Source organism: Pelosinus propionicus DSM 13327 (genome assembly GCF_900114615.1).
In the GTDB taxonomy this organism is placed as follows: Bacteria; Bacillota; Negativicutes; order DSM-13327; family DSM-13327; genus Pelosinus; species Pelosinus propionicus.
In genome coordinates, this window is sequence record NZ_FOTS01000039.1 from 23680 (window position 1) to 48806 (window position 25127).

General features: G+C 38.3%; 29 protein-coding genes and 1 other annotated feature. Of the genes, 15 read left to right on the forward strand and 14 right to left on the reverse strand.

Annotated elements, in window-relative coordinates; genetic code table 11:
* Positions 1-12: 12 nt before the first annotated feature.
* From BMZ99_RS18155 to BMZ99_RS18165, 3 genes are all read right to left on the reverse strand, one after another.
* Positions 13-423, reverse strand: coding sequence for an EVE domain-containing protein (locus tag BMZ99_RS18155; protein WP_090940648.1), 411 nt, complete (start codon positions 421-423; stop codon positions 13-15).
* 270 nt (positions 424-693) lie between these two features.
* Positions 694-1059 carry a GIY-YIG nuclease family protein gene (locus BMZ99_RS18160; RefSeq protein WP_090940651.1) on the reverse strand — a complete coding sequence of 122 codons (366 nt, stop codon included), beginning with the start codon at positions 1057-1059 and terminating at the stop codon, positions 694-696.
* A 38-nt stretch (positions 1060-1097) separates the two neighbouring features.
* Positions 1098-1862 (reverse strand): DUF2087 domain-containing protein, encoded by a 765-nt coding sequence (locus BMZ99_RS18165; RefSeq protein ID WP_090940654.1) that lies wholly within the window; start codon positions 1860-1862, stop codon positions 1098-1100.
* Between the two features lie 260 nt (positions 1863-2122).
* Between BMZ99_RS18165 and BMZ99_RS18170 the strand changes: the two genes are divergently transcribed.
* From BMZ99_RS18170 to BMZ99_RS18185, 4 genes are all read left to right on the forward strand, one after another.
* The gene (locus tag BMZ99_RS18170) at positions 2123-2590 is read left to right on the forward strand and encodes a DoxX family protein (RefSeq protein WP_090940657.1); all 468 of its coding nucleotides are present in this window, start codon (positions 2123-2125) and stop codon (positions 2588-2590) included.
* A gap of 113 nt (positions 2591-2703) precedes the next feature.
* Positions 2704-3849 (forward strand): metallophosphoesterase, encoded by a 1146-nt coding sequence (locus BMZ99_RS18175; RefSeq protein ID WP_090940660.1) that lies wholly within the window; start codon positions 2704-2706, stop codon positions 3847-3849.
* 183 nt (positions 3850-4032) lie between these two features.
* Positions 4033-4569 (forward strand): peroxiredoxin, encoded by a 537-nt coding sequence (locus BMZ99_RS18180; RefSeq protein ID WP_090940663.1) that lies wholly within the window; start codon positions 4033-4035, stop codon positions 4567-4569.
* Positions 4570-4770: 201 nt separating this feature from the next.
* Positions 4771-5409 (forward strand): LysE family translocator, encoded by a 639-nt coding sequence (locus tag BMZ99_RS18185; RefSeq protein ID WP_175490607.1) that lies wholly within the window; start codon positions 4771-4773, stop codon positions 5407-5409.
* A gap of 84 nt (positions 5410-5493) precedes the next feature.
* On the opposite strand, the gene BMZ99_RS18190 is transcribed toward BMZ99_RS18185, so the two are convergent.
* Positions 5494-6129, reverse strand: coding sequence for a flavodoxin family protein (locus BMZ99_RS18190; protein ID WP_090940668.1), 636 nt, complete (start codon positions 6127-6129; stop codon positions 5494-5496).
* A 358-nt stretch (positions 6130-6487) separates the two neighbouring features.
* Between BMZ99_RS18190 and BMZ99_RS18195 the strand changes: the two genes are divergently transcribed.
* Positions 6488-8158 (forward strand): bifunctional diguanylate cyclase/phosphohydrolase, encoded by a 1671-nt coding sequence (locus BMZ99_RS18195; protein ID WP_090940672.1) that lies wholly within the window; start codon positions 6488-6490, stop codon positions 8156-8158.
* Positions 8159-8273: 115 nt separating this feature from the next.
* Positions 8274-9191 (forward strand): hypothetical protein, encoded by a 918-nt coding sequence (locus tag BMZ99_RS18200; protein WP_090940675.1) that lies wholly within the window; start codon positions 8274-8276, stop codon positions 9189-9191.
* A 111-nt stretch (positions 9192-9302) separates the two neighbouring features.
* Here BMZ99_RS18200 and BMZ99_RS18205 read toward each other — a convergent pair whose 3' ends face one another.
* Positions 9303-10187 carry a LysR family transcriptional regulator gene (locus tag BMZ99_RS18205; protein WP_090940678.1) on the reverse strand — a complete coding sequence of 295 codons (885 nt, stop codon included), beginning with the start codon at positions 10185-10187 and terminating at the stop codon, positions 9303-9305.
* Positions 10188-10322: 135 nt separating this feature from the next.
* On the opposite strand from BMZ99_RS18205, the gene BMZ99_RS18210 reads away from it, so the two are divergent.
* Genes BMZ99_RS18210 through BMZ99_RS18225 form a run of 4 tightly spaced genes read left to right on the forward strand, consistent with a single transcriptional unit; the run spans position 10323 to position 13808 of the window.
* Entirely contained in the window at positions 10323-10994 is a 672-nt protein-coding gene (locus BMZ99_RS18210; protein WP_090940681.1) for a CoA transferase subunit A, read from the forward strand.
* Positions 10978-11655 carry a 3-oxoacid CoA-transferase subunit B gene (locus BMZ99_RS18215; RefSeq protein WP_090940685.1) on the forward strand — a complete coding sequence of 226 codons (678 nt, stop codon included), beginning with the start codon at positions 10978-10980 and terminating at the stop codon, positions 11653-11655. The genes BMZ99_RS18210 and BMZ99_RS18215 overlap by 17 nt, the downstream gene beginning before the upstream one ends.
* Before the next feature lie 2 nt (positions 11656-11657).
* Positions 11658-12989, forward strand: a complete 1332-nt coding sequence (locus BMZ99_RS18220; protein ID WP_090940688.1) for an aspartate aminotransferase family protein — start codon at positions 11658-11660, stop codon at positions 12987-12989.
* 6 nt (positions 12990-12995) lie between these two features.
* Positions 12996-13808 carry a BKACE family enzyme gene (locus BMZ99_RS18225; protein ID WP_090940691.1) on the forward strand — a complete coding sequence of 271 codons (813 nt, stop codon included), beginning with the start codon at positions 12996-12998 and terminating at the stop codon, positions 13806-13808.
* A gap of 69 nt (positions 13809-13877) precedes the next feature.
* Here BMZ99_RS18225 and BMZ99_RS18230 read toward each other — a convergent pair whose 3' ends face one another.
* Positions 13878-14501: a 3D domain-containing protein gene (locus tag BMZ99_RS18230; protein ID WP_245755044.1), complete on the reverse strand. Its 624-nt coding sequence runs from the start codon at positions 14499-14501 to the stop codon at positions 13878-13880.
* Between the two features lie 122 nt (positions 14502-14623).
* Positions 14624-15079 carry an Lrp/AsnC family transcriptional regulator gene (locus BMZ99_RS18235; RefSeq protein ID WP_090940697.1) on the reverse strand — a complete coding sequence of 152 codons (456 nt, stop codon included), beginning with the start codon at positions 15077-15079 and terminating at the stop codon, positions 14624-14626.
* 127 nt (positions 15080-15206) lie between these two features.
* On the opposite strand from BMZ99_RS18235, the gene BMZ99_RS18240 reads away from it, so the two are divergent.
* Genes BMZ99_RS18240 through BMZ99_RS18250 form a run of 3 tightly spaced genes read left to right on the forward strand, consistent with a single transcriptional unit; the run spans position 15207 to position 16983 of the window.
* Complete coding sequence (locus tag BMZ99_RS18240; RefSeq protein WP_090940700.1) at positions 15207-16103, forward strand: sulfite exporter TauE/SafE family protein; 897 nt, start codon at positions 15207-15209, stop codon at positions 16101-16103.
* On the forward strand, positions 16100-16480 hold the full coding sequence (locus tag BMZ99_RS18245; protein WP_090940704.1) for a DUF1634 domain-containing protein: 381 nt from the start codon (positions 16100-16102) through the stop codon (positions 16478-16480). The genes BMZ99_RS18240 and BMZ99_RS18245 overlap by 4 nt, the downstream gene beginning before the upstream one ends.
* Before the next feature lie 29 nt (positions 16481-16509).
* A complete protein-coding gene (locus tag BMZ99_RS18250) occupies positions 16510-16983 on the forward strand; it encodes an HD domain-containing protein (protein ID WP_090940707.1) in 474 nt (157 codons plus the stop codon).
* A 119-nt stretch (positions 16984-17102) separates the two neighbouring features.
* On the opposite strand, the gene BMZ99_RS18255 is transcribed toward BMZ99_RS18250, so the two are convergent.
* The 5 genes from BMZ99_RS18255 to BMZ99_RS18275 all read right to left on the reverse strand — a co-directional run bounded on the left by BMZ99_RS18255 (position 17103) and on the right by BMZ99_RS18275 (position 22086).
* Positions 17103-17777 (reverse strand): energy-coupling factor transporter transmembrane component T family protein, encoded by a 675-nt coding sequence (locus BMZ99_RS18255; protein WP_090940714.1) that lies wholly within the window; start codon positions 17775-17777, stop codon positions 17103-17105.
* On the reverse strand, positions 17752-18597 hold the full coding sequence (locus tag BMZ99_RS18260; protein ID WP_090940716.1) for an energy-coupling factor ABC transporter ATP-binding protein: 846 nt from the start codon (positions 18595-18597) through the stop codon (positions 17752-17754). The genes BMZ99_RS18255 and BMZ99_RS18260 overlap by 26 nt, the downstream gene beginning before the upstream one ends.
* Entirely contained in the window at positions 18590-19453 is an 864-nt protein-coding gene (locus tag BMZ99_RS18265; RefSeq protein WP_090940718.1) for an energy-coupling factor ABC transporter ATP-binding protein, read from the reverse strand. Before BMZ99_RS18265 ends, BMZ99_RS18260 begins: the two co-directional genes overlap by 8 nt.
* Positions 19453-20022 carry a tryptophan transporter gene (locus BMZ99_RS18270; protein WP_090940721.1) on the reverse strand — a complete coding sequence of 190 codons (570 nt, stop codon included), beginning with the start codon at positions 20020-20022 and terminating at the stop codon, positions 19453-19455. The genes BMZ99_RS18265 and BMZ99_RS18270 overlap by 1 nt, the downstream gene beginning before the upstream one ends.
* A gap of 62 nt (positions 20023-20084) precedes the next feature.
* Positions 20085-20345, reverse strand: a binding site (T-box leader).
* 58 nt (positions 20346-20403) lie between these two features.
* Entirely contained in the window at positions 20404-22086 is a 1683-nt protein-coding gene (locus BMZ99_RS18275) for a methyl-accepting chemotaxis protein (RefSeq protein ID WP_090940724.1), read from the reverse strand.
* Between the two features lie 356 nt (positions 22087-22442).
* Here BMZ99_RS18275 and uvsE point away from each other — a divergent pair, with 356 nt between their 5' ends.
* The gene (gene uvsE / locus BMZ99_RS18280) at positions 22443-23396 is read left to right on the forward strand and encodes a UV DNA damage repair endonuclease UvsE (RefSeq protein ID WP_090940727.1); all 954 of its coding nucleotides are present in this window, start codon (positions 22443-22445) and stop codon (positions 23394-23396) included.
* A gap of 253 nt (positions 23397-23649) precedes the next feature.
* Here uvsE and BMZ99_RS18285 read toward each other — a convergent pair whose 3' ends face one another.
* Positions 23650-24033: a winged helix-turn-helix transcriptional regulator gene (locus BMZ99_RS18285; protein WP_090940730.1), complete on the reverse strand. Its 384-nt coding sequence runs from the start codon at positions 24031-24033 to the stop codon at positions 23650-23652.
* Between the two features lie 165 nt (positions 24034-24198).
* Here BMZ99_RS18285 and BMZ99_RS18290 point away from each other — a divergent pair, with 165 nt between their 5' ends.
* Complete coding sequence (locus BMZ99_RS18290; RefSeq protein WP_090940733.1) at positions 24199-24780, forward strand: flavin reductase family protein; 582 nt, start codon at positions 24199-24201, stop codon at positions 24778-24780.
* A 186-nt stretch (positions 24781-24966) separates the two neighbouring features.
* Here BMZ99_RS18290 and BMZ99_RS27615 read toward each other — a convergent pair.
* The coding region (locus tag BMZ99_RS27615) for a transposase (protein WP_175490603.1) at positions 24967-25127 on the reverse strand (161 nt) is incomplete at its 5' end.

The window sequence follows — 25127 nt, forward strand, 5'->3', positions numbered from 1 at the left end:
GTTGTATCTTGTTTAATGCAGTTTGCTTAGTTCTAGTATGGATTTCCAGTGTTCTTCACTTACAGGCATAACGGAAAGACGTGATTGACGTACGAGCTCCCATTCTTGAAACAAAACATTACTTTTGATTTCTTTTAATGTTACAGGTCTATCTAAGGGATAACGTGATTTAACGTCCACTATGATGAATCGCTCGTCAGTCTCATCTGGGTCAGGATAAAAAGTTGAGATGACCTCAGCCACTCCGACAATTGCTTTTTCTTTTCCAGTATGATAGATAAACACGAGGTCACCCAATTTCATTTGCTTCATATGTTTCAATGCTGCAAAATTTCTTACGCCATTCCAGCGATCCTGTCCTAATTTTTCAAGATCGCTATAACTGAAACTTTCTGGTTCTGTTTTCGCAAGCCAATAAGCCATGTTACCACTCCTCATGGATTGATTTAATGCATGTCTTTATTATTATATAGTATGTACTAGTTCAACAGAAACATCTGTATCGAATATTCTTTATGTGGGTAGATATGATTTACTTTAAAATGATAATGTGAGGATGCAAAAATATAGAAATATTACATTGCATTCTTCTAATCAATTTCGCATCCTCATCATTTTGAAAGAAAAAAATCTTTAGGAAGGTACTATATTGTCTTGAAAAAAGGGGCATCCTAAAATATTGAATTTACTTCATTAAACCTTTTTTGTTTTTAATTGGTTATATCCTTTTTCATCATAGGGCTGTAAGTTGCTTAGCCATTTATCTTCCAGAGCTAGAATTGTTTTGGACCAATTTTCCTCTAAAATATCCTCTGACTTTAGGATCTCAAGGACCTCGCAAGTAAAAGCAGCAGAACCGTGCTGCTTCCAGTCTTCTTGCAAGTCCTTATTAGGATGAGAAGCAGCATTTAATTGAAATCGATGCCTGTTAAAGATTCCGGGTAAATTCATACTGCTGCCTACAAAGATCTTGCCATTTAAAGTGTTTTTGATTTGGTATACTCCCATAGGAAGGGGCGTTTGCTTGTATGCCAGTTTTAATTCTTTTTTTCTATCCAAGAGAATCAACTCCTTTTGATTTCATAATATAGTTTTAATTACAATGTAAGCCAATAGGAACTGCCGTCTGAAGTTCGCTCCATAAAGCCATAATCGATAAGAAGACGACGCAAAAGTACGTAATCCTCATACAATGGTTTTAGTATGGCGTTTACTTCTTTTTCACTATAGTTTTGATTAGCAGCAAAATTTTTAAGAATATGCTGTAAGATAGCTACGCGTTTCTTTTCTTTAAGAGGGAAGGAGTCTAGAGGACCGTTTAGCCCTTTCTTAAAATAAGTGCTCAATATTTTGGCGTTTTCCTGTTCGGTAATAGCAAAGCGCTCATCTACTTGTTTTGCATTACGTGGAATATCAATAAAATTTTGCTTCTTTGGTATCTGTTCACCTAGTAGCTCCATAATAGCTAAAAAGACTTTGGCTTGCTTTTGCTTTTCTCGTAAGGAAAATCGATGATTACGAATGGTTGATGTGCTTCCTGTACCTAGTGATTTTGCTACATCATTATCACTTTTTCCTTCATAAAAAAGTTCCAGGACTAATTTTTGATGGTCAGTTAGCCCGGTTAATTTTTTATCTAGGTTAAGTAAAAAATGAAAGGACGAGTGGTGGCATTTTGCAATATGAACTCCAATATATTTTTTTGCTTCATATAAGATATTATTTTCAGGATAAATGACACCATTTTGGATAATTTCGCCGCAGATCAGGCATAAAAATTCATCACTCGTTTCATTATATAGATACCCTTGTTTGATTTCGTCTAGCGTTGCTTGCCAAAATAATTCTGGAATGTTGTTCATATTCTAAACACCTCTTACACTTATCTAGTGGAACTATAGATATTATAACTGTTTATCTAGAATGTAGTCAAGACGTAATTGATATTTGTTTACAATTTCCATAGACACTATGGAAGAGTATCTATGAAAAGACGTTTTTCTTATCTTGATAAATGCTCTTAGAAGAAGATTGGTAGCAGGATTTTGCATTATCATGTAAAATAAAGAAATAAGGGACTTACATAGCAGAGATATTACATGGAAAAAAGGAGCTAGTAAATATGAAAAAATTTTTAATATGGCTAAATCAAAGGAGCTTTTCGTATATTGATATTGGTTTGTTAGTATTTCGTTTGATATTAGGGGGCATGTTTATGTGGCATGGATATCCTAAGATTACTGGCGGAGTTGAAAAGTGGGCTGCTCTAGGAAAATCGATGGAGGTATTTGGTATTGCATTTGCGCCAGCTTTTTGGGGATTTATGTCCGGTTTTGCAGAATTTTTTGGAGGATTATTCTTTGCTATCGGATTCTTATACCGTCCGATGTCTTTATTGTTAGCTTTCAACATGCTTGTTGCTTTTTCTACTCAGATGTTAAGTGATAAAGGATTACTGAAGGCGTCTCAATCCTTCGAAAATGCAGGAAGTTTTTTTGCAGCATTTTTTGTTGGGCCAGGAAAATACAGTGTAGATGAGTTATTAGGACTTAATGAAGCAAAAAAATCTCGATTTGCAAAATTTGAATAAGATAGTGAAAAGTATGTTATCCTAAGAATTCTACTCATATTGATTTCTGAATCGGACTTCTGCATGCTTCTAGTAAAATTATTTTGTTGGACAGAAAGGAATAGGAGTCATAGATGAATTCTTTTATTCTCTTAGTGAGTGCATTGCTCTTGATTTACGCTGCAGGTAATTATTATATCGGTTTACGATTTTTTCAAGCTTTTCATAGCATAATGGAACCTTATGCTGTGTTATATTGGAGCATTTTTACTTTTTTAGCAGCTGCTAAATTAGTGGGAAGAATCGGTAGACAGAAATTTCCCGGATTTGCGAATGATATCATTATTATTATTGGCGATTACTGGCTTGCAGCGGCCTATTACTTATTTCTATTCTGGATCATGATTGACATTGGAAGTTTTCTAAGTGATATGTTTTTTCACACTGCGGTCATTCAAGGTGTACCTTTAGGCTTAACAGTGATGATTTTAGTAGGATTGCTTTTGGTTTTTGGGAGATGGAATGCTCGTAATCCTCGTGTTCGGCATTATGATATAACACTCCCCAAAAGTGTGAGTAATTTGCAAAATTTGCATGCAGTGATGGTATCAGATGTCCATCTTGGTACGATTGTCGATAATGCTCGCCTTGAAAAAATGGTCAATTTAATCAATGAATTGAATCCTGATATTGTATTTCTGGTAGGAGATACGATTGATGAAGATGTTCAGCGTTTCAGCAAGAAAAAGATGTCGGAAGGCTTAAAAAAATTAAATTCTCAGTATGGTGTGTTTGCGGTGCTTGGAAATCATGAATATCTTGGAAGTGATAGCCAATTTGCAATAGAACAGTTACAAAAGTCTGATGTCATTGTACTGCGTGATGAATACCAGTTGGTGAATCAGCAGTTTTATATTGTTGGGCGAGATGACCCTACTTCAGTTAAAGTAACAGGACAGCAGCGCTTAGATCTATCTGACATAATGCAGGGCATTGATACCAATTTTCCTATTATTTTACTTGATCATCAGCCCTTTAAGTTGACAGAAGGGCAGTTGAATGGCGTTGATCTGCAATTGTCCGGTCATACCCACCATGGACAGTTTTTTCCTAATCAGTATATAACTAAACGTATGTTTGAAATGGACTGGGGATATCTAAGGAAGGATCGTTTTCAGGTAATTGTCTCTTGTGGTTTCGGTACATGGGGACCACCTATACGGATTGGTAATCGTCCAGAAATCATTGATTTGATGATTCATTTTGAGAAAGAAGCATAAGGCGAAATAATTTGTAGGCCGCTAGTGGAAAATTTTCACTGGTGGCCTACATTGCATTTTTATACCTTGATGTCAATATGTACAAAGAAAAGGAATATAAAACTATTGACAAAAAATAAAAAGAATAATAATATTTAATTAATAACAATAATTATTATCAGTGTTGGTTGAAGGAGTGGTTACATGTCAGTAAAAGTTGGTCAAAAAGCCCCGCATTTTACTATGTCTACTACGGAGGATATAGAAACATTAGAGCATGTTATAAAGCTTGAAGATTATCAAGGTAAATGGCTAGTTCTTTTCTTTTATCCTTTAGATTTTACTTTTGTTTGCCCAACAGAAATTAAGGGATTTAATTCTAAGTTAGATGAATTCAAGAAGATTAATGCAGAGATACTTGGTGTTAGTACAGACAGTGTATATTCACATCGCGCCTGGATCAAAGCTTCAAAAGAGGATGGGGGATTAGGTGAATTAAACTATCCACTTGCTTCTGATATCACAAAACAAGTATCCAGGGATTATGATGTGTTGATAGAAGAAAAAGGTGTATCGTTACGAGGTTTATTTATCATTGATCCGGAAGGTATTATTCGCTATCAAATCGTTAGCGATTTAAATGTAGGACGCAGTGCGGATGAAATACTGCGAGTATTAAAAGCTTTCCAAACTGGCGGATTATGCCCAATGGATTGGCAGCCCGGTGAAAAGACACTATAATTTTACATAAATAATTCGCAGAGTAATTTACTCTGTTTGAATATAAAAATAAGCAGGAAAACATGCAGATGTTTTTCCTGTTTATTTTTTGGATAAACCTTTATTCGACAGTTAAAAAAATGATTTTTCATTGACATTGTTACACATTAGTATTAAAGTAAATATACTTATTTTAATATGTGTAAAGTGGGGATTTCTACAATGGAAAATTATTTTTATTTTTTTATGACGGCTTTAGCAATGGCTATATTACCTGGTGCTGATTTTGCAGTAGTGACTAAGAATACATTGACTGCAGGAAAAATTGGGGGGCAAGCTACTGCACTTGGAATTGGATCAGGGTTAATTTTTCATACGACAGCAGTGGTCTTGGGTTTATCAGCGATTATTGCTCAGTCTGCCGCGTTATTTGATGTCATCAAATATGTAGGTGCAATCTATCTTTTCTATATCGGTATTACTACTTTTTTAAAGGCAAATCAAAGTAATCAAATAGCAGGTGCTGATGTAATGAAAACCACTAGTCTGCCAGCAAGTAAAAATAATAAAGAGTATTTTGGTCAGGGAGTATTAACCAATGTATTAAATCCTAAAGCTTCTATATTTTATTTAACTCTCTTACCTCAGTTTGTTACTCCAGGGCAAAATCCATTTGTTCAATTAATGATCTTAGGATTTACGGCTGTATTTGTTGTCACATGTTGGTTCTTGTTCTTAGCCTATGCATTTGATCATATTCGCTCATGGTTAAATAGACCAGCTTTTCAGGTGATTTTTCAGAGAATCACAGGAATCATGCTTATTACATTAGGGATTAAGCTTGCATTGGCAAGAAGATAGGAAGTTAGAATTCCAATAGGAAAGGCTCCTGCAAATAGTATGCAGGAGCCTTTCAATCTATATATTTGTTATTGTATATATCCTTTATCTTATAAAGTTTGTAAATACCTTTTCTTCTCGAGGAAAGGCTGGTAATTGTGTTTTTCCAGCTGCTAGTGCTTTCATAAGCCAAGCCATGTTTTTGCCTAACACTCGAAGAATCTGCTGTCCTTCATGATCATCTTTTACTTCTGCTGGTGCTGTACCATGGATTACGTTCCAGTAGTTAGAAGCTGGCATCATCATTTCCCCATAATTGATATAATGATTTAATGCATCGAAGGTTGCTACGCCCCCGGACCGCCGGACCGCTACTAGTGTTGCTCCAACTTTATGGCGGAGTAAGCCTCCGTTTACACTTGATACATAAAAAGCACGATCTAAAAAGGATTTCATGGTGCCGGCAATGCCTGAAAAATGTACAGGAGATCCCAGTAGAATACCGTCAGCTTCTTTGAGTTTCTGGATCGTGTCATTGACTTCATCGTTTGGAATTACACAGCGCTCATCCAGGTTCCTAGAACAGCCTCCACAGGCTAAGCATCCTCTGATGATTTTATTGCCAATATGGATGATTTCAAACTCAATTCCCTCAGCTTGTAATGCTTCTCCTACTTGCTCTAATGAATGAAAGGTATTGCCCTTGCTGTTCGGACTTCCATTAATCGCGATGACTTTCATTATATCCTCCTTTTGTATCGCCTTTACTGATTTACTGTTAGGCGACAGCATTTATTGGTTCAGTCTATAGTAAATCAAAGGAAATGGCAAGAACGCACTTTTTGGTAGGATGCTTACTAAAAAGTAAGCTTAGCAATGGTTATATCTTTGGTTTTATTTGCTTTATTGCTATTTTCACTTTCTAGTAAACAAGTATTTACGAAAAATGAGAGGCTTATACGAATCTATTCCATGGGGTGAGTAAGCATAAACAGAAAAGCATTAAAGTTATAGAGGGAGAATGGCACAGGTATTGCCAAATTATCAATGAAAACGATATAATTAAAAACAAGAAAATTCTTTTCAAATAAAATAAAAAATGATATTAGCAGCAAAAATGAGGGATGAGTTTTTGAATTTGTATCAACTAATTGGTGATAAATCTCAGTTTTCTATGCAGCATCGAATTTTGAATGTAATTCTCATTTTTGGTGCTCTTATTTCTTTTTGGAGTGTAATGACTAGCTGGCTCCTTGGGTTAGACTCCATATCAGTTATTGCATGTACAACGATTGGTACTTTTTTAATGGGAGTTTATTATCTGTCTATAATAAAGAAGAAATATGATTTATGTATCTTTTTATCACTTTTGTTAGTTGCAGCTGTTTTGCCTTTTGTTTGGTTTGCAAGTGGTGGTGCGGCAGGACGTGTTCCATTTTACATGATGCTTTTCTCACCGATGGGAGTTGCATTGCTGAAAGGGTATAAGCAGTTTATTCTCACTGCAGCTTTAACATTTTTAGCATTAACCCTAGTGAGTATAGAATATGTCTATCCTTTTCTGGTAACCGGGTATCCTACTGTCACGGTGAAATATATGGATGTTTCGATTGCACTTATTACTTCTATTCTTACGAATTCCTTATTATTTACTGTCATATTGAAATATTACGATGAAGAACATCAATTAGCGAAAAGATATTTAAAGGAAAGCGAAGAGGTTCGCAATCATTTAGAATATCTGAGCTATCATGATGTTTTAACTGGGCTCTATAATCGTACTTTTTTTGAAATGGAGTTAGTGAGGCTAGAACGTTGTAAAAAAGAAGGATTTGCTGCATTTGTAATTGATATTGATGGTCTAAAGTTTGTAAATGATACCATTGGTCATTCCCAAGGCGATCTTATGATTATCCGAGCAGCAAAAGTATTACAATTGTCTTTTCCAGAGCATACTCCGATTTTTCGGACCGGAGGAGATGAATATATTGTCTTGCTGCAGAATGTTTCTGCAAATGGTTTAGAAACTTATTATCAAAGTATTTATGATGAGATAGAGAAAAACAATGAGCTTACGAATCCTTCTTTGGTAAAACTGCAAATGTCTATTGGATATGCTTACGCAGAGGGGATAGATAAGTCGATAGAAGGAATTATTTTAGAAGCGGAAAATAAGATGTATCGGGAAAAGCTGTTTCATCATACCAGTAATAATCGGTCAATGATTCAAAGCGTTAAGGAAATGATGGTGGCTCGAGATCATATTACAGGCAGTCACGGGGAGCGTTTGCAAGAATTGATGATTGCATTTGCAAAAATAGCTGGTGTGACAGAATCGTCAATGGCAGATCTTCTTTTATTTGCAAAATTTCATGATATAGGGAAAATTGGCATCTCTGATGAAATTCTAAAAAAGCCAGAATCACTAACGGAGCTGGAAAAAGAGGAGATGCAGAGGCATTGTGAAATTGGGTATCTAATTGCTTGCGCGGCAGCGGATTTATTGCCGATTTCTGATTGGATATTACAGCATCATGAATGGTGGAACGGTGAAGGATATCCTCTTAAATTACGCGAGAAGGCCATTCCGTTTGAATGCCGTCTTCTGGCAATTGCCGACAGCTATGATGCGATGACAAGTGAACGGCCATATAGAAAGGCTATGAGCCATAGTGCTGCGATTGAAGAATTACAAAGATATGCAGGTATTCAGTTTGATCCTGAATTAGTTGGACTTTTTATGAATATCAATCCGATTGGAGAAGGATAATAAGATCATGCTTAGCTAGCGTTACGTATGATCTTTTTGTGGTAAGAAACATTGAACGAATAGGTCAGTTGCTTAAAGTGAACAAACGTTAAAAGAAAGATGTAGGTGACTGCTATTGAAAAATCATTTATATAAAAAAATAGTTTTTAGTATAATGATGCTGGTTATGTTAATGGTCATAAACGGATGTACTAATTTGGGGAAGCAAAACCAAGCAGCAGAAGAAACTAATGGTAAAGAAGATAGGGTTACTATGGATGAATTTAACGCAATGCTGCAAAAAGAGGATAGTAAAGTAAGAGATGTTTTCGAATTTATTAATAAAAAAATTGCTGCCGTTACACCGCAAAATGCATCAATCATGCTGGATGCTCTTGAAAATAAGCAAAAAACTGTAATGGTTAAAATGAAAGACACATACGAGGCGGATAGCATACAACTGAAAATGGCAAAGTATTTTAAAGGAGATCTTCGGGATAGCGCTTTGCATGAAATACAAGATCAGGATATAAGAGAATTGTTACTGGAGACGAGAAGTAATGGCTTTAAAGTGGAAACAGCAGAGGGCTTTTATTTTCCGGTTATTGATTATTCTCTATACAAGCAATATCGCGCCAATGTAACTCCAGATATTGCTGCCTATATGGATATTATGGCAGTTGAATCGAATATCACTCCTGCCAAAGATGCTGGACTTATGATTAGCTGGGAAGAAATTATGAAGCGCGGCATAAGTCAAGAACAGTTTCTGCAGGAGTATAAAGATTCTCCTAAAGCAGCTGATGTAGAAAAGTTACTTAAGAACTATCTTATTTTTGCTCTTTATGGAACGAATAATACGCCCCTATTTCAATATGAGAATAAGCAAATGGTTCCAGCAGCGAAAGAAATTTATCAAAAATTTACCTGGAACGGCAGCGGCCGTTTTTCTAAGGTTATGGCAGAGTATTTAATACTTATTAAGAATAATAAGTATCGTTTAACTCAGGAAGTAGATGAGTATAGGAAAAAAGTAATTCAGGAATTTCAGTAAACCACGGAGAATATAGTAAGACAGATTATTGAATAATTGAGCACAATAGATCAATAAGGGATTGTAATCAAGGCAAGAATGGATTACAATCCCTTATTTTTTACGTTGGTATTATGACGCAATGGTATTGCAAAGTTCTAAGAATGCACGCAATGCGGGCGTTATCCATTTCTCGCGGTGATAGATAAGTTGTGTTTTAACGTCAAAGTGGGGGCCATCCCAAGCAAATTCGACTAGTTTTTTTCGTTCTAATTCATCTTTTACAGCAATTTTAGGTAAAATGGCGGCGCCTAATCCGCAAATTGTACATTCTTTTATCGCTCCAACACTGGAGAATTCCATAATAGACCCTGGTTTTACGTTATGTTTTTTTAAGCAAGAAAGAATCAAGGGGCGATATCCGCATCCAGGAGAGGTGAGAATTAGGCATTCATCTGAAAAATCATGAGGGCTCATTTTTTTTTGCTGCTGTGCTAACCTGTGGAAGGGACTGGTTACAATTGTCATGGTTTCTTGATGGAGTGTTTGTATTGCCATGTCTGGAGATTTTATTGTGTCTGTGAGTACCAAAGCTACATCAATGGCATTGGCTTTAATTAAAGAAAAAAGATTGTCACAGCTTTCCGTTTGTACGCGGATTTCAACAAAAGGATACAGTTTGCGATACTCGGTTAATATTTTAGGTAAGCGATATACGCATAGCGTTTCTGCTGCGCCAATGCTGATCGTTCCGCGAAAAACGTGAGACGAAAATTCTTCTTTGGCGACCTGGCATAGATGCAGTATTTGCTCTGCATTTTTTAAAAAGCTTTGCCCCTCATTTGTTAATTGAATTCCTCTCCCCAGTCGTTCAAATAATTTAACTTGCAATTCTTCTTCTAGCTGGCGAATTTGTCCTGTGATATTGGATTGTGCATAACCCAGTTTTGCACCAGCTTTTGTAAAATTAAGTGTCTGGGCTGCGGTATAGAAAATTTGTATTTGTCGTAATTCCATTTTATTTCCTCTTTTTTATCATATTTAAAAGTGATTAAAATGATATAAACCAATGATTTTTAATGATTCTAATTAGATGATATACTGTGGGCAATAAGAAGTCCATAGCATAAAAATAATGAAGTGAGGAAGAGTATGGCAGAAATCTGCACAGTGAAAGAGGCGGTAAGGAATATTTCAGATGGGATGTCAATTATGATTGGTGGTTTTCTCAATGTCGGTACACCGGAGAATTTGATACAAGCATTAGTTGAAAAAGGTGTTAAAGATTTAACGATCATTTCCAATGATACAGGGTTTGTTGGTAAAGGGATTGGAAAGCTGCAAGATCATAAACAAATTGCCAAAGTTTATACCTCGTACGTTGAAGGACATCCGGCATATGGTCAGTGTATGGATTCCGGAGAAGTTGAAGTTATTCTAGTGCCGCAAGGGACGCTGGCGGAGCAAATCCGTGCAGCGGGAGCAGGTTTAGGCGGAGTCTTAACTCCTACAGGTGTAGGGACAGTGGCTGCTCAAGGAAAGCAGGAAGTGATGATTCATGATAAGACTTACCTAATGGAACTTGCTTTGTCTGCTGATGTAGCCTTTATTAAGGCATATCAAGCTGATACCAGCGGAAATTTAGTCTACCGCCGCTGTGCTAGAAATTTTAATCCGATTATGGCGACAGCTGCCAAGCTTGTGATTGCTGAGGTTGAAGAAATTGTACCTGTGGGAACAATTGATCCTGACCATGTGATAACACCTGGTATTTTTGTGGATTTTATAGTCAAAGGGGACATTGAGTATGGCAGGAATGGATAAGCGGATTTTGGTCGCTCGGCGAGTGGCTCAAGAACTTAAGGATGGCGAAGTCGTCAACTTGGGCATTGGTCTGCCGACTTTAGTTGCCAATTATCTGCCTCAGGGAATTGCTATTATTCTTCACTCAGAAAACGGGTTTCTAGGTATTGGCACAGAGCCAGAGTGGGGAGAAGAAGATAAAGATTTGATCAATGCCGGGGGAAAATCCGTTACCATCTTACCGAATGGGAGTTGCTTTGACAGTGCCATGTCTTTTTCAATTATACGTGGAGGGCATGTGGATGTAACCGTACTTGGTGCACTAGAAGTTGATGAGAAAGGGAACTTAGCAAATTGGATGGTGCCAGGCAAAAAGGTTACCGGCATGGGAGGTGCCATGGATTTAGTTACCGGTGCAAAAAAAGTAATTATTGCCATGGAACATGTAAATAAAGATGGTTCACCTAAAATTGTCAAGGAATGTACAATACCTTTAACAGCGCAAGGAGAAGTTGATTTAATTGTAACCGATCTAGCAGTCATTGCAGTTCAGTCAGATGGGCTGCATCTGCTGGAAATTGGTGAGGGAACCACTGTAGGAGAAGTTGTTTCTTCTACGGGTGCGAGCCTGATTTTACCACAAGACGGTATTCCTGTTTACAGGAGAGAAGGGAGCAAGTAAAAATGAGTAATGTATTTTATCGTAATGTAAATAAACACTACACTGAGGTGGATCGGGGAGAAGGAATTTATTTATATGATAAGGCAGGAAATAAATATATTGATGCCTGTTCAGGAGCAGCCGTATCAAATTTAGGTCATGCTCATCCGCGAATTATTGATGCAATGTTGAAACAAGCCCAGAGCGTGGCGTTTAGTCATTTATCCCGCTGGACTTCTAAACCGATACAGGAATTAGCTGACTTGGTGGCTAGCTTAGCACCGGGAACATTAAACAAATTATATTTAGTTTCTGGTGGTTCTGAGGCAACGGAATCAGCACTGAAAATGGCAAGGCAGTATTATATGGAGCGAGATGGAAAGTCGAGTAAGTATCGAATTATTTCTCGCTGGAAGAGTTTTCATGGTAATACTATTGGTGCCTTGTCCATGACCGGAGATAAACGCAGAAAAAAGTATACCCCTTTACTGCTGAATTTTCCTCATATTGCTCCAGCGTATTGCTATCGCTGTCCTTTTGATAAGACGCAAGGTACTTGTGCTGTTGATTGTGCCTTGGATCTAGATCGGGTGATAAAGTTAGAGGGGGCCGAGCATGTTGCTGCATTTATTGCTGAGTCTGTAGGCGGTGCAGCTTGTGGTGCTATTGTCCCTCACAGAGATTATTTTAAAATTATCCGGGAGATTTGTGATCATCATGATATTTTGTTTATTGATGATGAGGTCATGGCAGGATTTGGGCGTACTGGATCTATGTTTAGTATTGAAGATTGGGGCGTGGTTCCCGATATGATTTGTGTGGCAAAAGGTATGAGTGCAGGATATTCACCTCTAGGCGGAGTGATTGTCAAAGATGAAATTTATAATGCATTTCAAAAGGGAACAGGTGTATTTGTTCATGGGCATACGTATGGAGGTAATCCTTTGTCAGCGGCTGTAGCATTAGCTGTGGTACAAACCTTAACAGAGGAAAAATTAGCGGAAAACTCTCGTAACATAGGAGAATATTTGCTGGCACAAATGAAAGAGAAGCTGCTTCCTTTCTCTTTTGTCGGAGATGTACGAGGCAAAGGACTTATGTTAGGTGTAGAAATTGTAGAAAATAAAATAACGAAAGAACCATTTTCTGTTTCTAAAGGGATGGCAGAGAAGCTGGCTGTTGTCTTAATGAAATATGGAGTGATTGTATATCCTGGTAATGGGAATGCAGATGGAGAACATGGTGATCAATTCCTTTTAGCACCTCCATTGATAATTACAAAAGATCAGGCAGATGAGCTAATAGAAGGTATGATTTTGGGATTTGCTGAGTTTGAGAAAGAGTATGTGAGGTGAAACGTTGTGGAAAAATTAATTATTACGATTGCACCAACTGGTAATGTGCCAACAAAGAAAATGACTCCTCATGTTCCTATTACTCCAGAGGAGATTGCACAAGATATTATGGAATGTTATGAGGCTGGTGCAGCAGTAGCCCATGTTCATGTACGGGATGAAGAAGGAATGCCGACTTCTGACACAAAGCGATTTGCAGAAATATTTGAGCATCTTGAGAAAAAAGCATGTCCCATTATTAAGCAGATTTCCACCGGTGCAAGAGGAGGAAAAAGTGCTGAAGAGCGGGGAGCATCATTAGTGCTAAAGCCTCAATCTGCAAGCTTGTCAACAGGCTCATCGAATTTCCCTACTGCGGTTAATGCCAATGAGCCTTTATTAATAAACTATTTGGCTGCTAGTATGCTTGAGAATGGGATTAAGGCGGAAATAGAAGTTTTTGATGTGGCAATGATTCATAATGCTGTTCAATTACAAAAGTCAGGTCTTATTCAAGGTCCCTTGCTCTTCAACTTAGTGCTTGGTGTAAAGGGGTCATTACCTGCCACAGCTAAAAATCTATTTTTCCTTGTTGAGAGCCTGCCGCCTGATGCAATATGGAGTGTTTCCATAATTGGATCAAATCATGTGAACTTGTCGATGATTGCGATGGCATTAGGGGGACATGTTCGTGTAGGAATTGAAGATAATATTTATTATAGTAAAAATGTTTTGGCGACTAACAGGACATTAGTAGAACGTATTTCATCCATTGCCAATGCTATGGGACGGGAAATTGCATCGCCTTTAGATGTAATGCGAATCTGGAAATTGAATTAAAAAACATGATCGCAGAGTGATAGCTAACACCCCTATCTTCAAAAATCGGAAGACAGGGGTGTTAGCAGTTTATGCATCGCCTTTCTCGACAACAAATACTTTTACATCCTTCATGCCAAAATCCTGAGCCTTGTCTACGGATGTTTTGGCAATATCAATACGATTCCCCTTAATTGCTCCACCAGTATCTTCTGCTACGGCATATTCACCATGTCCATTAGGATACTGAATGTAGAGACGCGATCCTAAAGGAATAACATCTGGGTCAACTGCAACTACGCCAGGGCGTATTTGTGTGCCCAAATAGGTTTTATCACCCCATTGATCATTGTCATGTGCTCCTGGAGCATAGGCAGTGGCAGTGATGTCTAAGACATCTTCATACTTAGTGGGTGCTTTGGCAGAGGATGAAGTGTCTTTGGATTTGCTATCCTTGGATTTTTGATCATTATGATTTGATGGATTTGCTTTTTCAGTTGTCTTTGAGCTGTGAGTGTCTTTGACTTGCTGGGTAACTGCTGGCTGATCTGCATTTGATGGATCAGCTGAAGCATGTGCTACAGGTGCTGCAATTCCTGGAAGCATAGCTCCAGATAATATCGCTGCTCCAGCCACGGCTGCTGCCGCTATATTCTTAAACTTTTTCTGAAACCGCGAAATTGTGCGATGGCGTTTGTTTTTATGATTCATCATAGTACCCTCCTTTAATGAGGCTATTATGATTTAGTGTTTGCGAAAAAAATTGTTATACACCTGTGATTTTTTGTATTTTTCATCGTATAAAGGGGATACTTGCTACCAGATGATTATCTGATTTAGAGAAGTAAAGCACCTCTTTCTTTATATCGCGTGATTAAAAATTCGGAATCTACGCTTTGAATTCCATCAATGGACTGCAGCTTGCGCATATAGCGATTTCCTTGTTCCTGATCATCAAAGAGCGCATGTACGTGTAAGTGAGGGTGGCCGCTCATCTGATATACATTTGTTATTTCTTGGTCAGAGAAAAGCTTTTCCGCAATGGAATCGATCTTAGACCATTCGACGTTGATGTTAAAGTACATAGAGACCATTTTTCCTGCTTTAAGAGGATTGACTACAATGGTAAAGCGATCAATAATTCCATGCTCTATTAATTGATTAATACGTTCTCTAACAGCCGCACGTGTTAAATTCAAAAGGCGGCCAAGCTCCGCATTACTAAGACGCCCATTTTCTGATAAAAATTTAAGGATTTTTCTATCCACTTCATCTAAATTTTTGAATTGCATAGTATATATCTTCCTTTCAAATATTATTTTTTTTGTTACAACGTAAAAAATAACATATAAATATTGATCGAATGTATATATTATATTATACTTGTGTTAGAGGTTAAAAGAAACTTTATTTTAATTCATGAAGAATTTTGGAGTAGTTATTATTCTAGGTATTTTAATTATTGGGGTGAGAAATGTGACGATTGTAGCTATTAAGATACTGCTTGTTTCTATTTCGGCAGGTGTACTTGGCTCTATACTAGGTCTTGGCGGCGGGATTGTTGTGACACCTGCTTTGACTTTATTATTTGGAGTGGATATTCAGCATGCCATTGGAGCAAGTCTGATTTCTGTTATTGCCACCTCCAGTGGTGCAGCAGTTGCATACATTAAAGATGGAATAACAAACATTCGAGTGGGAATGTTCTTAGAAATTGCGACAACAGTAGGTGCTATTACAGGAGCTTTAATTGCAGGTTTAATTTCGCCAAAGCTTTTGTATATTATTTTTGGTCTGTTATTGCTGTACTCAGCTTTAGCCATGCTTAAAAAAACAAAAGAAGAATTGCCTGAAGAAGTACCTTTACATAATGTAGCAAAGACACTAAAGCTGCAAGGGGAATATTACGATAAGGCATTAAAGAAAAATATTTCCTATAATGTTGATAACGTTTACAGTGGCTTTGGCGTAATGTATGGGGCTGGCATCATATCTGGATTGCTGGGTATTGGAAGTGGCAGCTTTAAGGTAATGGCAATGGATGTTTTTATGAAGCTTCCTTTAAAGGTCTCCAGTGCAACCAGTAATTTTATGATGGGGGTTACAGGTGCTGCCAGTGCGGGGATTTATTTGTATAGAGGCGATATAAGTCCTATTATATCGGCACCAGTAGCAATTGGTGTTTTAATAGGAGCTACGATTGGAGCAAAAATTATGCAGCGCATGAAAAGTAAAACCATTCGTAAACTGTTTATTCCGGTTCTCATGTATGTAGCCATTCAAATGATGGCACAGGGATTGGGGGTTAAATTGTGAGTGAAATAAATAAAGATGTACAGGGATCTTCTAAAGATATTAATGAGGTTGAAATTTTTGTTAGTAAATCCTTGCGATTTGGTGTGTTATTGAGTGGTGCGGTTATTTTGCTAGGCTTAACCCTCTTTTTAAGCAGCGGAGAAGGAGGCTATCCGGGCAGTACATATCCGACGAGGCTTAGGGATATTTTCGCAGGAGCTTTTGAAATGAAGCCTTTTGGAGTTATTTTAGCAGGTTTAGTTTTATTGATTTGTACGCCGATTATGCGTGTAGGGATATCTGCATTAGTATTTCTAAAAGAAAGAGATTGGTTATATGTTGGTATTTCAGCAGTAGTTTTTTTTATTCTAGTTAGTGGATTTTTCTTTGGTAAATAAAGAGTGGAGCAGAGTTGGAGGGACTTTTTATGAATCGAGTATTTGAGATTCAAGAAAAAATTCTGGATAAAATTGCGGAATTTGAAAGCACAAATATGCAAAGAGATATAACGTTAAGCTGGGAGAGAATTCATTTGGCAAGCTGCGCAGCAGTGGGAAGAGTTCTTGCGCTGAAGCGAGGTGCCGACCCTGAATTGAGTGCCATAGCCTGTTCGCTGCACGATTATGGTCGTATTATTACAGGAAAGCAGCAAGATCATGCCATGGCAGGGTATGAACCTCTCAAGCTATTTCTTAAAGAACGCGGCTGCTTTACCACAGAAGAGGTTGAATTACTAGCAACAGCTGCCAAAAATCATAGCAGTAAAAAAGAAGTCGGCAGTCCTATTGAGGAAATCGTTAAAGATGCAGATGTCTTTGACTGCTATCAGTATGGCATGCCCTTGGATCGAGAAGAACAAAGAGCTCGATTAAAGACCATCTTAGAGGAAATAAGTCATTGAAAAAATAGCCAATATGAAACTGAGTAAACTTAGTTTCATATTGGCTATTTTCTTAGGATGAAAGAATATGAGTTACGAAAAGAAGAGGCAGTTTTTATATATTTGAGTGACACTGTTTTCTAGTAGATTTGCATCACAAGGTAAGAGGTGAGTAGAATCATTGAAAGCAGCATTGCATAGTCCTGTAATGCAAGGGTAACATTATTCTTAAAACTTCGCGTTTTTCGGCTGCCAAAACCGCGCAATTCTAAGCTAAGTGCCATGGTTTCTGATTTGGTAACCGCCTTAAGAACAAGAGGTTTGATAACCGCCATATAGGAGAAGAAACGCTGCAATACATTGCCTTGAGGGGAATAACCCCGGCAAGCTTGTGCTTCTTGGATTGCTTTGCTCTCTGCTAAAAAATCAGGAATAAACCGCAGTGCTGCGGTTAGCATGAATGCATATTCATAAGGAATATGGCATTGCAAAACTAAAGCTGCTGACAAGTCCTGCATTCTTGTGGTTGCCAATAAGATGAAGAAGACGAGAGTCATCGCAATCATTTTGCTGGCAGTAATGGCGGCAAGCAGTAGATCGCTATTGATGGCGTACTGCATACCAGCTAAGATGGCAGCAAAGGCAAATAAGCTGGCAATTCCCTTATAAACACTGGATCCAACTTTTGCAATCGCAAGTAGAATTAATTGGCAGACTATAAGTGCTGTTAAGGCAGGAAGAGATTGTAACACAATTGACCATATCGTTACAAAGATTGTCAACGCTAATTTAGTGATGGGTGCTATTTTTTGCATGGTCGTCATTCCTCCTTAAACGGTTTGCAACTTGATCGCCTAGTTCTGAGATAGACGTTGTTTGTGATACTTGAAAAGCAGCAAGCTGGCGGGAGATCTTTAGAGCAGCTGGTTCGATTAGACCCCAATCTGCTAGTTGGTTTGTGTCATGAAATAATTCAGTTACAGTGCCATCAAATACTTTTTGCCCTTTTTTCATGACGATAGCCCTTTGGGCACAGGAAGACAAAAATTCCATATCATGAGTGACTAGCAATATCGTAGTACCTTGCTGATGCAGTTTTAATAACAATTGCAGCAATTGCGCACGTTCCCTGGCATCCTGGCCGCTAGTAGGTTCATCTAGGATGAGTATTTTAGGCTGCATAGCCAAAGCTGAAGCAATGGTAAGGCGTTGCTTTTGTCCTTTAGACAGAGAGAGAGGATATGCACTAGCTAAAGGAGACAGTCCTGTGACTTCTAATGCTTGAGAAACGAAAGTCTTGATTTGTTCTGAAGTACAGCCTATTTGCTTAGGGCCGTAAGCTACCTCTTCCGCTACTGTATCGTGAAAGATTTGACGGTCAGGATTTTGAAAAACATAGCCAATATGATGTGCCATTCTGGCAGGAGTTGCGGTTGCTAAACTATTGCCTTGAAAGAAAAGCTCACCTTTCGTTGGTTTTTTTAATGTCATCATCAGGCGGGTCAGAGTGGTTTTTCCACTGCCGTTGCGCCCAACAATGGCCAAGAATTCTCCTGGATTTATCCTTAAAGAAACATCATGGATGTCGTGAGATTGTGCTTTATAGGAGAAGTAAACATTCTTTAATTCAAGCATTTTTGTCAGCCTCCTCCTCTAGGACTTTGCTCAATTGTGCGATTGCTTCTTCCTCTGTATGCCAAGAAGCAAATTGTCTTGCTGTAAGCTCTTCTATCATGAGTTTTAACTGCCATAAGGGCGGTATCGCTTCTGTAAATATTTGTTTTGCTGCCATGTAGCTAAGCACTTTTTCAGGGGTACCATTGAAAATTAATTGACCGTTTTCTAATAAAATAAATTGATCTGCATAGGGGAGGACGGTGGCAATATCATGTTCAACGACCAGTATTGTGATACCATGTTCCTTATTTAAATCACTCAGGAGTTTATATAATGAGTGGGTTCCTTCAGGATCTAGGGCGGAAGTTGGTTCGTCGAGAACAAGAATTTTTGGGTTGGTCGCTAGAACACTGGCAAGGACCAGACGTTGTTTCTGTCCTCCGGATAAATCCGTAACGGCTTGTTTCTCATATCCTGTCAAACCAACTTTGTCGAGAACCTCTTCGACTCTGTGCGTAATTTCTTGGGGAGCAATGCCCATGTTTTCAAGGCTAAAGGCAACTTCTTCTTCCACTGTCATGGTCACTAATTGCGTTTCATAATCTTGTAAAACAGTACCAACTGTGAGTGACAATTGCTGCATAGAAGATTCTTTTGTATGAATTCCAGTAACGTAAACTTTTCCGGCAGAACTTCCGCCAAAGTAATGGGGAACGGCTCCTGCTACTGCTAGGCAAAGTGTTGTTTTTCCTGCCCCGCTTGGACCTAATATAACAGAAAAGGATCCTGTTTCAATGGAAAGCGTTATATTGTCAAGAACCTTTTTGGGATGATTGTAGGCGTAGCTGAAGTTTTGCAGGGTTATGGCTGGCATTATTGATCACCTTTCAAGTCAAATAATTTTTTTGCGGGGAAATACAAGATCTGCGTGATGGCGGCATTGGCAGCAGCGACTGTAAATACGACAGGTATCATAGCGTATAGATACACAGACAAAGGTAGAGAAAGTACAACTTTGAGTATGGTGATGAATGTCATGCCGCTAGCTACGGTGCTGATAAAGCCTGTTACGGCAGGCTTTATGTTGAGCTTGCCTAATGTCATATTAAAAGTGTGGCAGACGAGTAATGTACATATAATAGCACCAATGGGTTCACTCAATAGATTGCCGTAAGGAAAAGCGGACTTAGAAGTTGGTATATTAATAGCTGCAGCAACTAGACCGATGCCGAAAGATTGTTTAAGAGTAGGTTTGGTTAAATTAATAGCAATACAATACATGGCAATGGTCCAGTTAGGAGTTACGCCGCCAATATTTGGACTGACTAAATGCAAAATGGCACCAATCGCCAGAAGTAAGGTTGTAATCGTAACCCAGCGATAGCGGCCGCCTTTATTTTTATCATGGATGGTTAATTCGGATTCATTTTTTTCTAATTCCATCGTAATCGTTCTCCTTTGTTTTTAAAATAAAAAAACCTCGTCTCTATACATGCATGTGCATATATAGGGACGAGGAGTTAACTCGCGGTGCCACCCTGATTAGCTTTTAAAAAAGCTCAGCTTTACAAGATACAGGACAAAGTACAATCCGATATCTGCTTCCTGATAACGGCGGAAGAATCCCGACAGTGCCTACCCCGTACTACGGATCAGACTGTATCTCCCAGGCCCATTCCACATACCGAGTAGTGCCAAACTTCCACTGCCATTGGCTCGCTGTGACCCTTTGTGTATTGTGTACTCTTCCTGTTCATCGATAATGAATATGTATTTTAACGTATTATAACAGATCATACAGGAATCTGTCAATTAAAAATACTGTTAAAAACGGAATTTGTTTACAACTTCTTGTAGGTTTTGCGCCATTTCGCTTAAAATCTGGCTGGAGGATGCGATTTCTTCCATGGATGCCGATTGTTCCTGAGTGGCTGCCGATACCGTTTGTGTTTCTTCAGAAGTCTTTTTGCTTAGCGCATCAATTTCCTTGACAGATAATACAATGACTTGGCTGCCATCAGCAATCTGCTGTATGGATGATGAAATATCTTTGATTTGAGTGGATACTTCAAGAATGAGCTGGGCAATTTCCTGGAATGACTTTCCTGCTACATCTACAACATCAGCGCCTATTTTTACTTCGGCGGTGCCCTTCGTCATTGCAATAACGGCTTCAGCAGTATCACCCTGGATTTCTCCAATCAATTGAGCGATTCTCTTAGCAGCTTCTTGAGACTGCTCTGCTAATTTTCTTACTTCTTCTGCAACTACAGCAAATCCTCTGCCTTGCTCACCGGCTCTGGCAGCCTCTATGGCAGCATTTAACGCCAGTAGGTTCGTCTGTCCAGCAATACCGGATATGGTACTGACAATTTGCCCAATTTCTTTAGATTGTTCTCCTAGTTTCGTAATGACTTGAGCTGAGGTATTTACAGTTTTTTCGATTTGTGCCATTTGATTAATGGCCTTTTCTATCGATTCGCCGCCTTTGATGGCTGTTTCGGAGGCTTGAGAGGATTTTCCGGCTACAAATGTAGCGTTGTCAGCAATTTGTTGGATGCCGACAGACATTTGCTGTACGGCAACTGTTGTTTCAGTAAATGTCGTTAGCTGCATTTCAGCCCCCTGGGCCATATCAGAAATGGATGCTGCTATTTGACCAGCAGCTTGTGTAGAATGAGAGGCACTTGCTGTGAGCTGCTGGGAAGAGGCCATAACCTGTTCGGCTGCATGGGCAACTCTTTCAATGACAAGACGCAGATTACTTTTCATTTGGTTAAAGGAACTTGCCAATTGGCCCAGTTCATCGGCAGACTGTGTTTTAATATCATCTACTGCGAGGTTTCCAAGGGTAATTTCCGAGGCAGCCTGTGTAACTAGTTTGGCGGGCCTAGAGATACCTCGGCTGATGAAAATGCTAATGCCTATGGCAATTGCCGCAACGAAAAGGCTAACGCAAACTAACAGCAGCTGCACTTCACTGGCTTTTTGGGTACTATTTTCTTCTTGCTCTCTCACATATCCTTTTACTAATAATATAAGTTCTTTGGTTGCTGCTATGGAATTCTCAGACGGTCTGCCTGCCTGCTGCATATAAATGCCAACCTGTTCAAGATTGTTGGCACGTTTTGCTTCAATTGATTTTGCTGCAATGGTGTCAAAGGCCAGCTTTTCTTTCTTTAATGTTTCTAAGACCGCCTGGGAGTTTTGAAAGGTCAATGCAGCCTGAAGCTTGTTGATTTTATCATCGCCATATTTACGATAGTTATCAAAGGCAGCTACGTCAGCCAAATCACCTGTGAAATTAAAACGGCGCATGGCCACAGCCTCGTTTGATACGTCTATGGCAAGTTCCTCGACTAGCTCAAGCTGATAGAGACTATCTCTCATGATTTCTTTTGAAGCTGAATTTAATTCGCCCACTTGAAAATAAGTAATTGCACTCATAATAAACACTAAAGCGATGATCACCATAAATCCACTTAAAATTTTTCTACTGATTGTCATAATGAGAGCGCCTCCTTTTAAAAAAATTAAAAGTTACATATTACGTTTAGAAAAGGTATTTATATATAAAAAAAGCTGGCAATTGAGCCAGCTTTAATAAGCGTGTACTTTGCTGTCGCAGCATTGCGACGAAATATTTTGTATTAAAATATGTTATAACTATTATAATAACATAAATAGGAAATAGTCAATCTTATTCGTAGTAAATCGTGTTAAATTATGCTAAATTTAAGGTATTATTGCAAAGATATCTTAAATTTTTAGGATTGAGGCATATTATTTGGAAAAGGAACTGTAAAGTCAGGTACTTTTGGACAGACTAAATTCGATAGTTTTTCTGTGAAAGGGGTAAGTATATGCGAATCCGTTTGGGGTATGTAGCCATAGCTTTAGGAATTTCTCAGGGATCTCCTAATAAAACCACTACCGTCTTTAATTTAAATAAAATTAAGGATAAAAAGGATCAGCTTAGTAAGCTCAGGCGTCTAGCAGAAGAAAATTTAGCTACGCAGCTTCGTGTGCTGCGCTATAATGCAGCTCATCATATTCAAGTATTCCGGATTACTTCGCAGCTAATTCCCCTAGCAACTCACCCCATTGCTTTTGATTGGGATTATTGCGAGGACTTTCGCTCAGAATTGCTTGCTATCGGTGATATTGTAAAAAGACATGGAATGCGGGTTAGTGCTCATCCCGATCATTTTACGATTTTAAATAGTCCACTTCCTCATGTAGTAGAAGCGGCCCTTGCAGATTTGCGGTATCATGTGAATCTTTTTGAGTCTATGGAATTGGGGCCTGAAACTAAATTAGTACTGCATGTAGGGGGATTATATAAAGACAAAGGACAATCAACCGAACGATTTAAGGTGATCTTTCAGCAGCTTCCTGAGACGATTCGGGAACGGATTATTATCGAAAATGATGATAAATCCTATACTGCCAAGGATGTTCTTACTCTCTGCCAGGAGATAAAAGCACCGATGGTATTAGATGTACATCATGACTATTGCTGCAATGAAGGGATACATCTTGAAGAGATTCTGCCAGAAATTTTTGCAACTTGGGGAAGCGGAATACCTAAAATTCATTTTTCCAGTGCAAGAGACAACGCAAATAAACGAGCACATGCGGATCATATTGCTGTAGATGAGTTTTTGAAATTTTTAAACATAGCGAAGATCTGTAATCGTGACTTTGATGTTATGATCGAAGCAAAGGAAAAGGACTTAGCATTATTTTCCTTAATGGAAAAGTTAAAGGAAATGTCCGAAGTAAAAATTATTAATGAAGCTGAGTTGGAATATTAACCTGAAATAGCAGTAGTTGCTGCTATAAGAAGTGGATTAAATCGTAATGAGGTAACAACAAATGGTGATGATGATTATTATGCATCACGGCGAAATGTTAAATTTGGTATAGAGGATATTGAAAGCCAATGGATAAGAAATGAAAATGTTACGGTAAACATTTTTTCAGGTAGAAGGAGAAGAAGATATATAAACGATTAAAGGTCTGGATTTCATAGTGAAATCCAGACCTTTAATCGTTTATATAAAATAATTATTGCGAAAGAGAGGAAGGCGCGGACGGCTCACAGGTCAAGTCTTTGCCATCGACTTCAACTTCGTTTGCATAGTTAAGTCCCCATTGGCATAAAGTAGCTAATATGGGTAAAAGACTTTTTCCGGCGTCTGTAAGGGAATACTCTACTTTGGGGGGGATCTGAGTATAAATATAGCGATGTACAAGTCCATCCGTTTCTAAGTCTCGTAATTGCTGTGTTAACATTTTTTGTGTGATTTGCGGCAAAGTTCTTTTCAGTTCACTAAAGCGCAAGGTATTTTCACCTAGATGCCAAAGAATCAAAGACTTCCATTTCCCGCCAATGAGATCTAAGGTTAACTCCATAGAACATTGGTATTGAATATTTTTATATTGAATCATATTATCTCACTCCTAGAATATAACAGTATAAAAAAGGATACTACATTACAAATAAGTATGTACTTGTTTTAGTCGATTTTATTGTCTATTATTATATCATGGAAAATATTTTTGGTATAGAAAAATAAATAACTGTTATTCTTCGAAAAAGAAGGAGGTAAAAATATGAAGAAATCATTAGGTGCCAATACATTTGCTATGCCATCTCCGGTATGGGTGGTGGGGTCTTATGGTGAAAGTGGTGAGCCTAATATCATGACCGCTTCTTGGGGCGGCATTTGTTGCTCAGCTCCGCCATGTGTGACAGTATCTTTGCAGAAACCCCGTGCTACATATCAGAATATCTTAAAACATCAGGCCTTTACCATCAGTATACCTTCCAGTATTCATTTGGTTGAAGCGGATTTTGTGGGGATAGCCAGCGGAAAAAATACAGATAAGTTTTCAATTGCCAAGTTAACAGTCGTTAAAAGTGATCTTGTGGATGCTCCTTATGTGCAGGAGTTCCCTTTAATATTAGAATGTAAGTTATTACAAGCAATTGAACTGGGCATGCATACACAGTTTATCGGAGAAATTGTAGATGTAAAGGCAGAAGAACATGTGCTTGATGAAACGGGAGTTCCAACGTTAGAAAAGGTAAATCCGTTTATCTTTAGTGCACCGGAAAGAATGTACTATCGCATTGGTCATCCTTTGGAAAAATCACATTCGGTTGGTTTGAAATTACGCAAAAATTTAAGATAGATGAATTGGGGAAAATAAAGGAGCTGTCTCAAAATAGGTTTTTAAAACCTATTTGAGATAGCTCTTTCTTTGTATCCCTAACCGAATAGGGTATTTTCTCTTTTTTGCGAATTAAGTGGAGTAAAGTAGGCATAGCAAAGCTAGAGGAGCATTATGCCCCTCATAAATTGCTGTGCCTGCAACCTTTTAGGCGGTCTTTTTTTCGTGTAGCATTTTTCCGCACCGTTGTTGCTGTATTTTGTTATGTAGTTTATTTAAGTTATAGCCCATCGCCAAGAACAAGAATTCAGTCCTAACGCTTTGCTTGCCACGCAGCAAGAATCTTCTAAATCGATGGTTTTCTTTCA

Bases quoted from the DNA above. Each gene is read 5' to 3' on its own strand.
- BMZ99_RS18185 (WP_175490607.1), top strand. From the start codon at position 4,771: ATGGAAAATTATTTTTATTTTTTTATGACGGCTTTAGCAATGGCTATA.
- BMZ99_RS18215 (WP_090940685.1), top strand. From the start codon at position 10,978: ATGGCAGGAATGGATAAGCGGATTTTGGTCGCTCGGCGAGTGGCTCAA.
- BMZ99_RS18195 (WP_090940672.1), top strand. From the start codon at position 6,488: ATGATATTAGCAGCAAAAATGAGGGATGAGTTTTTGAATTTGTATCAA.
- uvsE (WP_090940727.1), top strand. From the start codon at position 22,443: ATGCGAATCCGTTTGGGGTATGTAGCCATAGCTTTAGGAATTTCTCAG.
- BMZ99_RS18270 (WP_090940721.1), bottom strand. From the start codon at position 20,022: ATGGAATTAGAAAAAAATGAATCCGAATTAACCATCCATGATAAAAAT.
- BMZ99_RS18205 (WP_090940678.1), bottom strand. From the start codon at position 10,187: ATGGAATTACGACAAATACAAATTTTCTATACCGCAGCCCAGACACTT.
- BMZ99_RS18235 (WP_090940697.1), bottom strand. From the start codon at position 15,079: ATGCAATTCAAAAATTTAGATGAAGTGGATAGAAAAATCCTTAAATTT.
- BMZ99_RS18285 (WP_090940730.1), bottom strand. From the start codon at position 24,033: ATGATTCAATATAAAAATATTCAATACCAATGTTCTATGGAGTTAACC.
- BMZ99_RS18255 (WP_090940714.1), bottom strand. From the start codon at position 17,777: ATGCAAAAAATAGCACCCATCACTAAATTAGCGTTGACAATCTTTGTA.
- BMZ99_RS18175 (WP_090940660.1), top strand. From the start codon at position 2,704: ATGAATTCTTTTATTCTCTTAGTGAGTGCATTGCTCTTGATTTACGCT.
- BMZ99_RS18260 (WP_090940716.1), bottom strand. From the start codon at position 18,597: ATGCTTGAATTAAAGAATGTTTACTTCTCCTATAAAGCACAATCTCAC.
- BMZ99_RS18190 (WP_090940668.1), bottom strand. From the start codon at position 6,129: ATGAAAGTCATCGCGATTAATGGAAGTCCGAACAGCAAGGGCAATACC.
- BMZ99_RS18155 (WP_090940648.1), bottom strand. From the start codon at position 423: ATGGCTTATTGGCTTGCGAAAACAGAACCAGAAAGTTTCAGTTATAGC.
- BMZ99_RS18230 (WP_245755044.1), bottom strand. From the start codon at position 14,501: ATGATGAATCATAAAAACAAACGCCATCGCACAATTTCGCGGTTTCAG.
- BMZ99_RS18290 (WP_090940733.1), top strand. From the start codon at position 24,199: ATGAAGAAATCATTAGGTGCCAATACATTTGCTATGCCATCTCCGGTA.
- BMZ99_RS18275 (WP_090940724.1), bottom strand. From the start codon at position 22,086: ATGACAATCAGTAGAAAAATTTTAAGTGGATTTATGGTGATCATCGCT.
- BMZ99_RS18170 (WP_090940657.1), top strand. From the start codon at position 2,123: ATGAAAAAATTTTTAATATGGCTAAATCAAAGGAGCTTTTCGTATATT.
- BMZ99_RS18250 (WP_090940707.1), top strand. From the start codon at position 16,510: ATGAATCGAGTATTTGAGATTCAAGAAAAAATTCTGGATAAAATTGCG.
- BMZ99_RS18210 (WP_090940681.1), top strand. From the start codon at position 10,323: ATGGCAGAAATCTGCACAGTGAAAGAGGCGGTAAGGAATATTTCAGAT.
- BMZ99_RS18265 (WP_090940718.1), bottom strand. From the start codon at position 19,453: ATGCCAGCCATAACCCTGCAAAACTTCAGCTACGCCTACAATCATCCC.
- BMZ99_RS18180 (WP_090940663.1), top strand. From the start codon at position 4,033: ATGTCAGTAAAAGTTGGTCAAAAAGCCCCGCATTTTACTATGTCTACT.
- BMZ99_RS18165 (WP_090940654.1), bottom strand. From the start codon at position 1,862: ATGAACAACATTCCAGAATTATTTTGGCAAGCAACGCTAGACGAAATC.
- BMZ99_RS18240 (WP_090940700.1), top strand. From the start codon at position 15,207: ATGAAGAATTTTGGAGTAGTTATTATTCTAGGTATTTTAATTATTGGG.
- BMZ99_RS18220 (WP_090940688.1), top strand. From the start codon at position 11,658: ATGAGTAATGTATTTTATCGTAATGTAAATAAACACTACACTGAGGTG.